13 protein-coding genes are annotated in these 14777 nt (G+C 63.7%); 7 read left to right on the forward strand and 6 right to left on the reverse strand.

Features of this window, described 5'->3' with window-relative positions; genetic code table 11:
• The first annotated feature begins 3 nt into the window (after window positions 1-3).
• The 4 genes from ABIB56_RS01185 (at window position 4) to ABIB56_RS01200 (ending at window position 2718) form a co-directional block, all read left to right on the forward strand.
• On the forward strand, window positions 4-1221 hold the full coding sequence (locus tag ABIB56_RS01185; RefSeq protein WP_354566934.1) for a phosphoglycerate kinase: 1218 nt from the start codon (window positions 4-6) through the stop codon (window positions 1219-1221).
• Complete coding sequence (gene tpiA, locus ABIB56_RS01190) at window positions 1209-2006, forward strand: triose-phosphate isomerase (RefSeq protein ID WP_354566936.1); 798 nt, start codon at window positions 1209-1211, stop codon at window positions 2004-2006. Before ABIB56_RS01185 ends, tpiA begins: the two co-directional genes overlap by 13 nt.
• Window positions 2007-2092: 86 nt before the next feature.
• On the forward strand, window positions 2093-2338 hold the full coding sequence (secG, locus tag ABIB56_RS01195) for a preprotein translocase subunit SecG (protein ID WP_354566938.1): 246 nt from the start codon (window positions 2093-2095) through the stop codon (window positions 2336-2338).
• Between the two features lie 14 nt (window positions 2339-2352).
• Complete coding sequence (locus ABIB56_RS01200) at window positions 2353-2718, forward strand: RNA polymerase-binding protein RbpA (protein WP_354566940.1); 366 nt, start codon at window positions 2353-2355, stop codon at window positions 2716-2718.
• Between the two features lie 43 nt (window positions 2719-2761).
• On the opposite strand, the gene pgl is transcribed toward ABIB56_RS01200, so the two are convergent.
• From pgl to tkt, 6 genes are read right to left on the reverse strand one after another with little or no spacing between them, the layout of a single operon-like run.
• On the reverse strand, window positions 2762-3532 hold the full coding sequence (gene pgl, locus ABIB56_RS01205; RefSeq protein ID WP_354566942.1) for a 6-phosphogluconolactonase: 771 nt from the start codon (window positions 3530-3532) through the stop codon (window positions 2762-2764).
• Window positions 3529-4509 (reverse strand): glucose-6-phosphate dehydrogenase assembly protein OpcA, encoded by a 981-nt coding sequence (locus ABIB56_RS01210; RefSeq protein ID WP_354566944.1) that lies wholly within the window; start codon window positions 4507-4509, stop codon window positions 3529-3531. Before ABIB56_RS01210 ends, pgl begins: the two co-directional genes overlap by 4 nt.
• Window positions 4506-6047, reverse strand: a complete 1542-nt coding sequence (zwf, locus tag ABIB56_RS01215; protein ID WP_354566946.1) for a glucose-6-phosphate dehydrogenase — start codon at window positions 6045-6047, stop codon at window positions 4506-4508. The genes ABIB56_RS01210 and zwf overlap by 4 nt, the downstream gene beginning before the upstream one ends.
• Before the next feature lie 16 nt (window positions 6048-6063).
• The gene (locus tag ABIB56_RS01220; RefSeq protein ID WP_354566948.1) at window positions 6064-7662 is read right to left on the reverse strand and encodes a phosphoglucose isomerase-related protein; all 1599 of its coding nucleotides are present in this window, start codon (window positions 7660-7662) and stop codon (window positions 6064-6066) included.
• Entirely contained in the window at window positions 7659-8786 is a 1128-nt protein-coding gene (gene tal / locus ABIB56_RS01225) for a transaldolase (RefSeq protein ID WP_354566950.1), read from the reverse strand. The genes ABIB56_RS01220 and tal overlap by 4 nt, the downstream gene beginning before the upstream one ends.
• Window positions 8787-8815: 29 nt before the next feature.
• Entirely contained in the window at window positions 8816-10909 is a 2094-nt protein-coding gene (gene tkt / locus ABIB56_RS01230; protein ID WP_354566952.1) for a transketolase, read from the reverse strand.
• Window positions 10910-11174: 265 nt separating this feature from the next.
• Here tkt and ABIB56_RS01235 point away from each other — a divergent pair, with 265 nt between their 5' ends.
• The 3 genes from ABIB56_RS01235 to sufB all read left to right on the forward strand — a co-directional run bounded on the left by ABIB56_RS01235 (window position 11175) and on the right by sufB (window position 14752).
• Window positions 11175-12095, forward strand: coding sequence for a heme o synthase (locus ABIB56_RS01235; RefSeq protein WP_354566955.1), 921 nt, complete (start codon window positions 11175-11177; stop codon window positions 12093-12095).
• 82 nt (window positions 12096-12177) lie between these two features.
• The gene (locus tag ABIB56_RS01240; protein ID WP_354567002.1) at window positions 12178-13083 is read left to right on the forward strand and encodes a COX15/CtaA family protein; all 906 of its coding nucleotides are present in this window, start codon (window positions 12178-12180) and stop codon (window positions 13081-13083) included.
• 250 nt (window positions 13084-13333) lie between these two features.
• Window positions 13334-14752 (forward strand): Fe-S cluster assembly protein SufB, encoded by a 1419-nt coding sequence (gene sufB, locus ABIB56_RS01245; RefSeq protein WP_354566957.1) that lies wholly within the window; start codon window positions 13334-13336, stop codon window positions 14750-14752.
• The last annotated feature ends 25 nt before the right edge of the window (window positions 14753-14777 follow it).

Raw genomic sequence — 14777 nt, forward strand, 5'->3', positions numbered from 1 at the left:
TCGATGCCGCTTCGTACAATCGAGAGTCTCGGTCAGCTCGCGGGCAAGAAGGTCATCGTCCGCTGTGACCTGAACGTTCCTCTCAAGGACGGTCAGATCACCGATGACGGTCGAATTCGTGCTTCCCTGCCCACGCTCAACGCCCTCATCCACGCCGGCGCACGTGTCGTGGTCATCTCGCACCTCGGTCGACCTGATGGCGCGCCCGATGCCAAGTACAGCCTCGCTCCGGTCGCCCAGCGACTGTGCGAACTGCTGGGCAAGGGAGTGACCTTCGCCATAGACACCGTTGGTTCTGCCGCGAAGGACGCCGTCGACGAACTGGGCGACGGCGACGTCGCGCTGCTCGAGAACCTGCGATTCAACGCGGGGGAGACGGCGAAGGATGCCGGCGAGCGTCAGGCGTTCGCAGAACGCCTTGCAGCTTTCGGCGATGCTTTGGTCTCCGACGGATTCGGCGTGGTGCACCGCAAGCAGGCCAGCGTCTACGAACTCGCAGAGCTTCTTCCGAGCGCAGCGGGAACGCTGATCGCGACCGAACTCGACGTACTCGACCGCCTCACCGAATCGCCGAAGAAGCCCTACACCGTGGTTCTCGGCGGCTCCAAGGTCTCCGACAAACTCGGCGTGATCGCCCACCTGCTGCCCAGAGTCGACTCGCTGCTGATCGGTGGCGGTATGCTCTTCACCTTTCTCGCGGCCCAGGGCCACAAGGTCGGCAAGAGCCTGCTCGAGGATGACCAGCTCGACACGGTGCGTGGCTACCTGACCACGGCGAAGGAGTTGGGCGTGGACATCGTGCTGCCGACCGATGTCGTCGTGGCGTCGAAATTCGGCGCTGACGCGGAGCACGAGGTGCGCGCGGCCGACGACATCGAGGGTTCACCGTGGGGCGCCGATGGTCTGGGACTGGACATCGGTCCGGACACCGCGACCCGCTTCGCCGAGGTGATCGGGGCATCCGAGACGGTGTTCTGGAACGGACCGATGGGTGTGTTCGAACTCGCCCCATTCGCTGCCGGAACGAAGACGGTTGCGGCTGCTCTCACCGAGGTACCCGGGCTCTCCGTAGTCGGCGGTGGCGATTCGGCCGCTGCCGTGCGGGCTCTCGGTTTCCATGACGACCAATTTGGCCATATCTCAACGGGTGGGGGTGCCAGCCTCGAATTCCTCGAGGGTAAGAGCCTGCCCGGCCTGGAGGTTCTCGGATGGCAAGCGTGACCGGCAAGCGGACCCCGTTCATCGCGGGCAACTGGAAGATGAACCTCGACCACCTGCAGTCCATCGCTTTTGTGCAGAAGCTTGCCTGGAGCCTCAAGGATGCTAGGCACACCTTCGAGACCGTCGAGGTCGCCGTCTTTCCGCCATTCACCGACCTGCGCTCCGTGCAGACGCTGGTCTCGGCAGATAAGTATGAGTTGAAGTTCGGTGGCCAGGATGTCTCGGCTTTCGATTCCGGTGCGTACACCGGTGAGATCTCCGGCGCTTTTCTCAAAGCTCTCGACTGCCAGTACGTGATTATCGGCCATTCGGAGCGACGCACGCTGCACAACGAGACCGACGAGCTGATCGCGGCGAAGGTTGCCGCGGCTCTCAAGCACGGACTCGTCCCCGTATTGTGCGTCGGCGAGACAGCCGAGGACCTCGAGAAGCACGGCCCCAGTGCGGTACCCGTCGCACAGCTGAAGGCGGCCCTCGCAGGTGTCACGGTCGGCGCCGATATCGTCGTCGCGTACGAGCCAGTCTGGGCCATCGGATCCGGCCAGGCTGCAACTCCCGAGCAGGCCGAGCAGGTCGCGGCTCAGCTGCGACTCGCCCTCGTCGAGCTGATCGGCCAGGAGGCTGCGGATGCTACGCGTATCCTGTACGGCGGGTCGGTCAAGTCATCGAACATCGCTGGATTCATGCGCCAGACGAACGTCGACGGCGCGCTAGTGGGAGGCGCGAGCCTCGACCTCGCGGAGTTCTCCAGCATCGTGCAGTTCCAGAAGCACGTCGGAACCTGAACCCGTTTCGACTGTTGTTCACGCGCAAGTTATACTGAACAGCGCCCAGTCGGTATCGGCGACTGATGCGCCTTAGAGAGGCTTTCGTGGAAATTCTTCAGGTCATCCTGCAGGTGATACTCGGTATCACGAGTCTCCTGCTGACCCTGCTCATCCTGTTGCACCGTGGACGTGGTGGCGGGCTGTCCGACATGTTCGGCGGCGGTGTCACCAGCAATCTCGGTGCTTCTGGTGTCGCAGAGCGCAACCTCAACCGCATCACGGTGATTCTTGGGCTGGTATGGATTGCCAGCATCGTGGTCCTCGGTCTCATTACCAAGTTCGCTCAGTAGATTTAGGGGTTACCGTGGCTTCAGGTGGCAGTGCTATTCGTGGGTCCCGAGTCGGGGCCGGCCCGATGGGCGAGCAGGATCGTGGTTTTCACGCCGAGCGTCTCCAGGTGTTCTACTGGTGCGCGAACGGTCACGAACTGAGCCCGTACTTCCTCGCGACGATCGAGCCGGAGGAGATCCCCGAGATCCTCGACTGCCCGAACTGCGGACTGCCCGCCGGGCGTGACAAGGAGAATCCTCCCTCGGTCACCAAGCTCGAGCCCTACAAGACGCACCTCGCCTACGTTAAGGAGCGTCGCACCGAGGAAGAGGCGGCGACACTTCTCGCGGAGGCGCTCGAGCAGTTGCGCGCACGTCGCGCACGTCTCACACCCCAGTAGCGCCCACAGGGTAGCGCGGTCACAGGCTGATTCAGCTTGAAACTTAGTATTCGACCGCGATAAGTTCTTCCGGAACTTCAGCAGCGGCTTCACTGTCGACGAAGAAGACCGTCCTCAGACGCCCCTCGATGCCGGCAACGGGCACTTCGAGTGTGCTTGCGCCTGCCAATGCAAGGCCGAGGGCCGAGGCCTTATCAGGGCCCGCCAGCGAGAGCCAGATGCGGTCAGAGCTGTTCAATACGGGAAGGCTGAGGCTGAGTCGATCCGGCGGAGGTTTCGGTGAGTTACGCACGGCGATGACCGTTGCATCCGTCACCAGGATCCCCGGCGACTCTGGAAACAGGGATGCGACGTGTCCGTCGGGGCCGACCCCGAGGAAAGTGACGTCGAAGCGCGGGAAGGCCGCGCCATCCGGAGCGGCCGCTGCCAACTCCGCGCTGTAGATGAGGGCGGCCTCGTCGAGGCTATCGACAACATCCGGCGAAGGGCACCAGTGGATGTTCTCCGGACGCAGCGCAACGTGGTCAAGCAGGGCGGCTTTGGCCTGGGTGTCGTTACGCTCCGCATCACCGGTCGGCAGCCAGCGTTCGTCGCCCCACCAGAGGATGAGGCGCGACCAGTCGATGCTGTTCCTGGCTGGCGACGAGTTGATCGCCTCGAGCACAGCGGTACCGACGGTGCCACCGGTCAGCACCACGTTGACCTCTGCCTGCTGGTCGAGCAGATCGACGACCTTGGTGATGAACCGTGCGGCGACGGATCCGGCGAGTGCCTGTTTGTCGGCATGGACCAACACTCTGCGTGCGTTGCTCATTTGCTGGCCGCCTTCGACTTGCTGGAGTGGATCTTGGATGGCTCGTCCAGCTGCGACAGTCCACGCTGGATCACCTCGCCGAACAGGTCGTCAGGGTCGAGACGGCGCAACTCCTCTGCCAGGCAGTCGCGAAGACTGCGGCGGGGGAGTGAGATGTCGTGCGTCGGCTGGTTCGGCTGGGTCAGCGTCGCGATGCTTCCACTGGTACGCTCCAGTTCGATAGCGCCGGAAGCGCGTCGAAGCTTGACCCCCTGGATGCCACTGGAGCCGTGCGCGGGAGTGACGAGTTCATGCTTCGCGGGCACGTCGAGCTGCATTTGCAGCCAGGCCGCGAGTAGGGACGTGGACGGGGAGTCAGATGACCCGTGCACCTCGATCCCGGTGATCGACTCATAGGGCGGCTGGTCGAGCACTGCGGCGAGCTGGGCCCGCCAGAGGGTGAGTCTCGTCCAGGCGAAGTCCGTGTCGCCGGGTTCGTAGGTGTCTGAGAGGTGATGCAGGAAGCCGCGGGGATCGGACTGCGCTGCGGCATCCGTGATCCGGCGCTGGGCGATGCGTCCGAGCGGGGACTGCGAGACGATCTTCGGCGCATCGGCGGGCCACCAGGCAACCACTGGAGCGTCGGGGAGCAGGAGACCGGTGACTAACCCCTCCTCGTCGGATGCGGTATCTCCATAGGCCTTGAGCACGATGACTTCGCTCGCGCCGGCGTCTCCGCCGACCCGGATTTGGGCGTCAAGACGTGGGTCGTCCCTGGTCTTCGGCCCGTCGGTGCCGGTCGAGATCACGATCACGCGCATCGGATGCTCGCGAGAGGCGTCGTTCGCCGCCTCGATGGCTTCCTCCTCGTGACCGAGCTTGGTGGAGATCACCAGGGTCAGCACGCGGCCGAGGGCGACGGCGCCACCTTCTTCGCGGATTTTGACCAGCGTCTTGGAGATGTTGCTGGTGGTGGTGTCGGGGAGGTCGACAATCATGGGCGTCTCCAGACTCTGCCATCGCGGGCGAGAAGTTGATCGGCGGATGCCGGGCCCCAGGTTCCGGGCTGATATTGCTCCGGCTGGCCCTGGGTGGCCCAGTATTCCTCAATCGGGTCGAGGATCTTCCAGCTGAGCTCGACCTCCTCGTGGCGGGGGAAGAGCGGCGGGTCACCGAGCAACACGTCGAGAAGGAGCCGCTCGTAGGCCTCGGGGCTCGCCTCGGTGAAAGCGTGGCCGTAACCGAAGTCCATGGTGACGTCACGTACCTGCATGCCGGCACCCGGCACCTTGGAGCCGAAGCGGATGGTGACGCCCTCATCGGGCTGCACGCGGATGACGAGTGCGTTCTGGCCGAGCGTGCCGGTCTGGCTTTTCGAGAAGAGGTTCTGCGGTGCTCGTTTGAAGACGACAGCGATCTCGGTGACGCGGCGACCGAGACGCTTGCCCGCACGGAGGTAGAAAGGCACACCGGCCCAGCGTCGGGTTCCGATATCCAGACGGATGGCCGCGAAAGTCTCGGTGAGGGACTTCGGGTTCATGCCGTCCTCGTCGAGGAAGCCGACGACCTTCTCACCGCCCTGCCAACCGCTCGCATACTGCCCGCGCGCGGTGGAATTGGAGAGGTCGTCCGGCAGCTTGACGGCCGAAAGCACTTTCTCCTTCTCCGCACGGAGGTCGGAAGCATTGAACGAGATCGGCTCCTCCATCGCGGTGAGGGCGAGGAGTTGCAGCAGATGGTTCTGGATGACGTCGCGCGCAGCGCCGATTCCGTCGTAGTACCCGGCACGGCCGCCAACCCCGATGTCCTCGGCCATGGTGATCTGCACGTGATCGACGTAGTTGGCGTTCCAGATCGGTTCGTACATCTCGTTGGCGAAGCGCAGCGCCAGAATGTTCTGCACCGTCTCCTTGCCGAGATAGTGGTCGATGCGGAACACCGAGTCCGGCGGAAAGACCGACTCGACGACCGCGTTGAGCTCGCGAGCCGTTTTAAGGTCGCTTCCGAACGGCTTCTCGATGACGACGCGACGCCATCGACCCTCGACGTGGTCCGCGAGCCCCGAACGCCTGAGCTGCTCCGTTACCTGCGGGAACGACTTCGGCGGGATCGAGAGGTAGAACGCATGGTTGCCATTCGTTCCTCGCGAGACATCGAGCTCCTCTAGGGTCGACTTAAGCTCGGCGAACGCATTGTCGTCATCAAACTCGCCCTGCACGAAGCGGATGCCCTCAGCCAGCTGCTTCCAGACATCCTCATCGAATGGGGTGCGGGCGTACTGCGCGACAGCATCGTGAACGACCTTCGCAAAGTCCTGGTCTTCCCAGTCGCGCCGGGCGAAACCGACCAGTGCGAACCCAGGCGGCAACAACCCACGGTTCGCGAGGTCGTAGACCGCTGGCATCAACTTCTTGCGCGCGAGGTCACCGGTGACACCGAAGATGATCAGTGCGCTTGGGCCCGCGATACGGTTGAGACGCCGGTCGGAGGCCAACCGCAAAGGGTTGAACTCCGGCGTGATTTCCACCGGTGACATTCGGCTCCTAGAGATGTTAATCGACAGCGCTGAACAGCGTGGCGAGGTTGGCGGCCGGATCGGTCAGCGTGAGAGTAAGAACGGGTCGACCGTGCTCGGCGAGTACGCTCGCGTCGCCGGCTGCCTGGGCCTGGATGAGATATCCGAAGCTGAAGGGGCTGTCAGGAATCTCGAGATCCTGTGGCGCAGTGGCCGTGATCTGCAGGAACACGCCGATAGCGGGTCCGCCCTTGTGGAACTGGCCGGTCGAGTGCAGGAAGCGCGGACCCCAGCCGAAGGTGACTGGTCGGCCGGTCTTGGCAGCGAGGGTGTCGCGCAGCTTGGCGAGGCCGCGGTTGGCATGCCGGTCCACATAGGCCTGGACGGCGAGGTAGCCGTCGGGGCCGATCTGAGCGAGCAGGGCGTCGATGGCACCCGAGATCGAGTCCACGTCGCCGAGCAGCTCGGTGGAACCGCGAACCTCGATGCCGTCAGAGACGAACGAGGGAGCGACAGGCTCGGGGCGGGAGTCGAGCAGTGCGCGGGTCGCGACCTTGGCGCTCTCGACGTCCGGCTGGTCGAACGGATCGATGCCGAGCAGGCGTCCAGCTACGGCGACGGCATATTCCCAGACGAGCATCTGCGCGCCGAGGGTACCGCTGATCTCGATCTCGCCATCTGCGACCTCTTCGGTAGCTCGTGCGCTCTCGACGAGGCGCACGATCTGCACGTCGTCGAGGTTCTCGGCGATCTCGGGGGAGTGAACGTCGAGTACCACGGGCAGGATGCCCTTGCCGAGCTTTCCCGTGGACTCCGCGATGAGCTGCTCTACCCAGTCACCGAAGCCGACGATGTAGGTACCGTCCGAGACGATGCCGAGCTTGTTCTTGAGCGGCCTGGTACCGGCGATGGCGGCACCGAGCACGAGGCCGGGATTTTCCGGGCTGTCGACGGCGAGCCGTCCGCTGACGGACGACGCTTCGGCGAGCAGGGCACGGATGTCGACACCGGCGAGCCCGGACGGCACGAGACCGAAGGCGGTCAGCGCCGAGTAGCGTCCACCGACGTTCGGGTCGGCGTTGAAGACGCGGTAGCCGGCCTCGCGGGCGTCCGTGTCGAGTGGGGAGCCGGGGTCGGTCACGATCACGATGCGTTCGATCGGGTCGATACCCGCGTCGTGGAATGCCTTCTCGTAGGCCTTGCGCTGGCTGGCGGTCTCGAGGGTCGATCCCGACTTGGAGGAGATGACGACCGCGGTCGTCTCGAGCCTGTCGTTCAGCGCGGCGAGCACCTGGCCGGGATCTGTCGAGTCGAGGACCGTGAGTTCGACACCTGCGGTGCGGGTGATGACCTCCGGGGCGAGCGACGATCCGCCCATCCCACCGAGGACGATGTGGTTCACACCCTCGCCATGGAGTTTGTCGCGCAGGGCGAGGATGTCGTCGATCAGTGGCTCGGAGATGACGACCGATTCGGTCCAGCCAAGGCGCTTTGCAGCCTCTTCCTCGGCATCCGGACCCCAGAGGGTCGGATCGAGGTCAGTGATGCGCGACGCGACGAGGTCGCTCACGAGTTGCGGTACGACGCGATCGACGGCTTCAGCCGCCGCGCCGCTCACCGCGATGTCGAAGCTCACTTAACCCCTCCCGCCTGGGCGGATTCGAGGGCGGCGGTGACCGTGTCGAGCAACTCATTCCAGGAGACGATGAATTTCTCCACGCCCTCCTTCTCGAGCAGCGCGGTGACCTCGTCGTAGGAAATGCCCTGTGCGGCAAGCGCATCGAGTACGGCGTTCGCGTCGGCGTAGTTGCCGGTGACCTGGTCGCCTGCGATCGCCCCGTGGTCGAAGGTCGCCTCGAGGGTCTTCTCCGGCATCGTGTTCACGACGTCGTTGACAGCGAGCTCCGTCACATACAGCGTGTCGGGAAGACTCGGATCCTTGACACCGGTGGACGCCCAGAGCGGTCGCTGGCGGTTGGCTCCGACGGCGATGAGTCCCTTGGCACGCTCACTGTCGAAGGCCTGCTCGAACACCTGGTAGGCCAGGCGAGCGTTGGCGACGCCCGCTTTGCTCTTCAGCGCGATGGCCTCCGGAGTTCCGATCGCTTCGAGGCGCTTGTCGATCTCGGTGTCGACGCGCGACACGAAGAAGGAGGCGACAGAGTGGATCGTGGAGAGGTCGTGACCGGCGGCCCTGGCCTTCTCGAGTCCGGTGAGGTAGGCGTTGATCACTTCGCGGTGACGCTCGAGGCTGAAGATCAGGGTCACATTGACGCTGATGCCGGCGGCGATCGTCTCGGTGATGGCTTCCAGACCCTCGATTGTTGCCGGGATCTTGATCATCACGTTCGGGCGATCCACTTTGGTCCAGAGCTGCTTGGCCTGGGCGATGGTACCCGCCGCATCGTGCGCGAGGCCGGGCTCGACCTCGATGGACACCCGTCCGTCTTTGCCGTCGGTGGAATCGTAGACCGGGCGGAAGATGTCGCTCGCGTTGGCGACGTCATTCGTCGTGATCTCGAAGACCGCTTCGGTGACGGTCTTGCCCGCAGCGGCAAGTTCGGCAACCTGGGCGTCGTAGGCCTCGCCCTTGGCGAGTGCGCTGGCGAAGATGGTCGGGTTGGTCGTCACACCGACGACGTTGCGATCGGCGATCAGCGTCGCCAGACCACCTGAGGTGATTCGCTCGCGGGAGAGGTCGTCGAGCCAGATGCTGACGCCGACCTCTGAGAGAGCTTCTGTGGGGTTGTTCTCAGTCATTATTTCTGTCTTCTTTCCTGTGCCCGGGCCTAGACGGCTGCGAGCGAGTCCTTGGCTGCTGCGATGGCGTGCTCGGTGGTGATGCCGAACTCGCGGAAGAGCGTTTTGTAATCGGCCGACGCGCCGAAGTGCTCGATGGAGACGCTACGACCAGCGTCGCCCACGTACGAACGCCAGGTGAGATCCACACCGGCCTCGATCGAGACACGAGCCTTGACCGACTTTGGCAACACCGATTCGCGGTACTCGTCGCTCTGCTCCTCGAACCACTCGAGGCATGGTGCCGATACGACACGGGCGTTGATACCTTCGGCCTTCAGCAATTCGCGAGCTTCCACGGCGATCTGTACCTCGGACCCTGTCGCGATGAAGATCACGTCAGGCGTTCCGTTCGGGGCCTCGGCAAGAACATAGGCACCCTTGGCGACATGCTTCGCCGCGGCGAAGGTCTCGCCGCTTGCGACGTCGTCACCGCGCTCGAACACCGGGATGTTCTGGCGCGTCAGGGCGAAACCGGCTGGTCCCTTGCGACGCTCCAGGACAGTCTTCCAGGCCCAGGCGACCTCGTTGGCATCGCCAGGACGCACAATATCGAGCCCCGGGATGGCGCGGAGTGCGGCAAGCTGCTCCACCGGCTGGTGGGTCGGTCCGTCTTCGCCGAGGGCCACCGAGTCGTGGGTCCAGACGTAGATGGCCGGCGCCTTCATCAGCGCGGCAAGACGCACCGCCGGCCGCATGTAGTCGCTGAAGATCAGGAAGGTTCCGCCGAAGGGTCGCGTGTTGCCGTGCAGCACGATGCCGCTCAGGATGGCGCCCATGGCATGCTCGCGAATACCGAAGTGCAGCACGCGACCGTAGGGGTTTCCGGTCCACTCGTGAGTCGAACGCTCGACAGGGACGAATGATGCCGCGCCCTCGATGGTCGTGTTGTTGGACTCTGCCAGGTCTGCCGATCCGCCCCACAACTCAGGGATGACCGGACCGAGCGCGTTGAGAACCTTGCCGGACGCGGCACGGGTCGAGACATCTTTACCTGCCTCGAAAACGGGAAGCGCTTCTTCGACCCCATCCGGCAGCTCACCGGACAGGATGCGGTCGAGGAGTTTTTTGCGCTCCGGGTTGGCTGTCGCCCAGGCGTCGAACTGCTCGTTCCATTCGGCATGCGCCGCTTTGCCGCGATCCACTGCTTTGCGGGTGTGCGATAGCACCTCAGGATCGACCTCGAAAGTCTTCTCCGGGTCGAAGCCGAGCACCTCCTTGACGGACCTCAACTCGTCGGCACCGAGAGCAGAGCCATGGATCTTGCCGGTGTTCTGCTTCTTCGGGCTCGGCCATCCGATGATTGTCTTGAGGATGATCAGTGACGGCTTCGAGGTTTCGGCCTTCGCCGCCTCGAGCGCGTCGTTGAGGGCGGCGACGTCTTCGACGTACTGCCCGGTCTTCTTCCAATCGACGACCTGAACGTGCCAGTGGTAGGCCTCGTAGCGGGCCTTGACGTCCTCGGTGAAGGCGATGTTGGTGTCATCTTCGATGGAGATCTGGTTGCTGTCGTAGATACCGATGAGGTTCCCGAGCTCTTGGTGGCCGGCGAGAGACGAGGCTTCGCTGGAAACGCCCTCCTGGAGGTCCCCGTCGCCGGCGATGAAGTAGACGAAGTGATCAAAGGGACTCGTGCCGGCATCGGCATCCGGATCGAACAGGCCACGCTCGTAGCGGCTGGCGTAGGCGAAGCCCACGGACGAGGAGATGCCCTGGCCGAGAGGCCCCGTGGTGATCTCAACCCCGTCGGTGTGGCCGTATTCCGGGTGGCCCGGTGTCTTGGAACCCCAGGTGCGAAGCGCCTTGAGGTCGTCGAGTTCGAGTCCATACCCGCCGAAATAGAACTGCACGTACTGAGTGAGCGAACTATGGCCGACCGAGAGGATGAACCGGTCTCGACCGATCCAGGTGCTGTCGCTCGGGTCACGGCGCATGACTTTTTGGAAGAGCAGGTAGGCCGCAGGGGCGAGGCTCATGGCTGTGCCAGGATGCCCGTTTCCCACCTTCTCCACGGCATCCGCTGCGAGAACACGAGCGGTGTCGACGGCCTTGTTGTCAATGGGATCCCATTGGAGAGCTGCCACGAGATGATGACCCTTCTGTTGCCGCGGTCTTCGCCCGAATGGGCAGTACCGCTGTAGAGGTTGCACGCTCACCTGACATCATCGGCATTGCGGCAGGCGGCCCGATTCGCAGCGCGATGTTGGGGGCGCATGAGGAGGGGCCTGCAGCTGGCAAGCACATCCAAGTATAGAGAAAGCTGGGCATCATTGCTCGTATACCAGCGCGTGCACGAGCCGCACGATCGCCTAGAATCTTCGGGAGGACATCACTGTCGTTAGAGGAGCAATGGACGTAGCGGTAGATACACGGCTGCCGGGCGAACGCATCGGCTTCGTCCGCAAGGCGAGGGCTTATTTCGCTCTCACCAAACCTCGGGTGATGGAGTTGTTGCTCGTGACGACGGCGCCGGTCATGATCCTGGCGCAGGGTGGGATCCCCAACCTCTGGCTCGTGCTCTGGACCCTTGTCGGAGGCGCGCTGAGCGCCGGTTCCGCCGGAGCGTTCAACTGCTACATCGACCGCGACATCGACAGGGTGATGAAGCGCACGAGCAAGCGTCCCCTGGTTACCGGCGAGTTGACCGATCGGGAGGCTCTCGTCTTCTCCTGGGTGCTCGGTGTGGTCTCCACGCTGATGCTCAGCCTGCTCGTCAACTGGCTGGCCGCTGCGCTCTCGGTCGCTGCCATCCTCTTCTACGTGTTTGTCTACACCCTGCTGCTCAAGCGCCGTACCCCACAGAACATCGTCTGGGGCGGAGCCGCCGGCTGCATGCCAGTGCTCATCGGCTGGTCAGCTGTCACTGGCTCGCTCAACTGGGTTCCGGTCATCCTCTTCGGCATTGTCTTCCTCTGGACGCCGCCGCACTACTGGCCTCTTTCGATGCGCTACCGCGCCGACTACGCCTCGGTCAACGTGCCGATGCTGGCAGTCGTCCGTGGGCGCACCGTCGTCGGCCTGCAGGTCGTGCTCTACGCCTGGGCCACGATCGCCTGCTCGCTGCTGCTGATCCCCGTCGCCCACATGGGCATCATCTACTCGGTGGCGGCCGTGGTGGCCGGAGGTTGGTTCATCTATGAGTCCCACCGGCTGTATTCGATGTCGATACGCCACGCTGAGGTGAAGCCGATGCGCGTGTTCCACAGTTCGATCAGCTATCTGACCGTGTTGTTCGTCGCCATCGGAATCGACCCGCTGCTGCACTTCTAGAGCACGAAAGCATTAGGAAGAGAAGCTCATCGTCACGCCGTTCTCGTATCTTGCCAGCCGCTATAGCCTCGGAACCCGCGCGCTGCGCTGGGGGACCACCGCGGCCCTGCTGGTCAGCGTCTTCATCGTGCTCGGCGGGGGAGTCGTGCGAGTCACCGGATCGGGTCTCGGCTGCCCGACCTGGCCCGCCTGCGATGCTGGCTCGCTGACCACAACACCGGAACTCGGCATCCACGGCCTGATTGAGTTCACCAACCGCGCGCTCACCGGGCTGCTGATCGTGGCCGTCGGATGGGCCATCGTCGCGGCGAGGTTGCAGAAGCCGCGCAACCGCAATCTCACCCGACTGGCGTGGTCGCAGTTCTGGCTGGTCGTCGCCAACGCCGTCGCGGGCGGCATTAGCGTGCTGACCGGCCTGAACCCCTACGTCGTGGCCCTGCACTTCCTGATGGCGATCGCATTGCTCACCGCCACTACCCTCACCTGGCATCGCGCGCGGGAGGTTCCGCGAATCCCGGTCGCACAGCCCGGATTGTCGGCGGTACTCAGTTGGTCGCTTCTGGCCTGCACGCTGGTGCTCGTCGTGGTCGGAACACTCGTCTCCGGCTCCGGTCCGCACTCCGGGGATTCGGTCGAAGTGCCGCGGATGGGCTTTGTCTGGGCCGACGTTACCGCCGTCCACGGCGTCCTCGGTTCGGCGACTATCGTGCTGGCGATCGCACTCTGGCTTTCTCTGCGCGGTACGGCCCAGGCTCAGCTCGCCCGTCGTCGCGTGGTGTTCTTCGTCGTCGTCGCGGTGGCCCAGGCTCTCGTCGGGCTTATTCAGGCCCTGACCGGAATCCCTGCCGCCCTCGTGGCCATTCATGTGCTCGGATCGGCCCTGGTCTGGATCGGCGCCGTGCGGGTGCTGCTCGATGTGAATCCCGGACTGTTTCCGAAGCTCCAGGGTGCGCGAACAGCGGTGGCTGTCAATCCGGTGGAAGCCTGACCGATCAGTTCTTCTCCCTGTAGAATTATCCGGTCGAGAGGTGCGACAAAAATAGTCGGTAATCGCACGAACGGGCGGCGCGGCCCACTCTCGAGGCCACACGGGCAATCGCCGGGTTAGATCAACACGGGTTGTATCACAACGGTATACAGCTTGCACCCAGCCATTCGGTCCCGTACAGGACGCAACGGATGTAGGGGAATGACCGGCCCGACTGCCGGGTTAGTGCAGGTAGGAAAGAGGTATTCACATGTCAGACATCCTGATCGACCGCCCGGAACTCGAGAGCCTCGGCATCTACGAATTCGGCTGGTCAGACTCCGACGTCGCCGGAGCTTCCGCCAAGCGCGGTATTTCACCCGAGGTCGTCGCCGATATCTCCGCGCTCAAGAGCGAGCCGGAATGGATGCTGAAGAATCGCCTCAAAGCACTCGCACTTTTCTATAAGAAACCGATGCCAGCCTGGGGCGCTGACCTTTCCGGTATCGATTTCGACAACATCAAGTACTTCGTGCGCTCCACTGAGAAGCAAGCGCAGACCTGGGACGATCTGCCCGACGACATCAAGAACACCTATGAGAAGCTGGGCATCCCCGAGGCGGAGCGCCAGCGCCTGGTCTCCGGCGTCGCCGCCCAGTACGAGTCCGAGGTGGTCTATCACACGATCAACAAGGAGCTCGAGGAGCAGGGCGTTCTCTTCCTCGACACCGATACCGCACTGCGCGAACACCCGGAGATCTTCAAGGAGTATTTCGGCACCGTGATCCCGGCGGGCGACAACAAGTTCGCGGCGCTCAACACCTCGGTATGGTCGGGCGGATCTTTCGTCTACGTGCCGAAGGGCGTGCACGTGTCCATCCCGCTGCAGGCCTATTTCCGCATCAACACCGAGAACATGGGCCAGTTCGAGCGCACCCTGATCATTGCCGACGAGGGTTCCTACGTGCACTACATCGAGGGCTGCACGGCACCGATCTATAAGAGCGACTCGTTGCACTCGGCCGTGGTCGAGATCATCGTGAAGAAGAACGCCCGCGTTCGCTATACAACGATCCAGAACTGGTCGAACAACGTCTACAACCTGGTCACGAAGCGCGCTATTGCCCACGAGGGTGCCACCATGGAATGGATCGATGGAAATATCGGCTCCAAGGTCACCATGAAGTACCCGTCGATCTACCTGGTCGGCGAGCATGCCAAGGGTGAGACGCTCTCCGTGGCCTTCGCCGGTCCCGGACAGCACCAGGACGCTGGCGCCAAGATGATACACATGGCTCCGTACACGCAGTCGTCCATCGTCTCCAAGTCGATCGCCCGCGGCGGGGGGCGCACAGGCTACCGCGGCGAGGTCCGCATCGCCGAGGGAGCGCACCACTCGGCGAACACCGTGCGCTGCGACGCCCTGCTCGTGGATGCGATCTCGCGTTCCGATACCTATCCGACCACGGATGTCCGCGAGGACGACGTGCAGATGGGTCACGAGGCCACGGTCTCCCGCGTCAGTGCAGAGCAGCTCTTCTACCTGCAGTCCAGGGGAATGCCTGAGGACGAAGCGATGGCCATGATCGTCCGCGGCTTCATCGAACCGATCGCCCGCGAACTCCCGATGGAATACGCGCTCGAACTCAACAAGCTCATCGAGATGGGCATGGAAGGCAGCGTCGGATGACCCGCCTCCTCACGTCGAAAGGAAT

The sequence above is a fragment of the Glaciihabitans sp. UYNi722 genome (assembly GCF_040549465.1).
GTDB lineage: Bacteria > Actinomycetota > Actinomycetes > Actinomycetales > Microbacteriaceae > Lacisediminihabitans.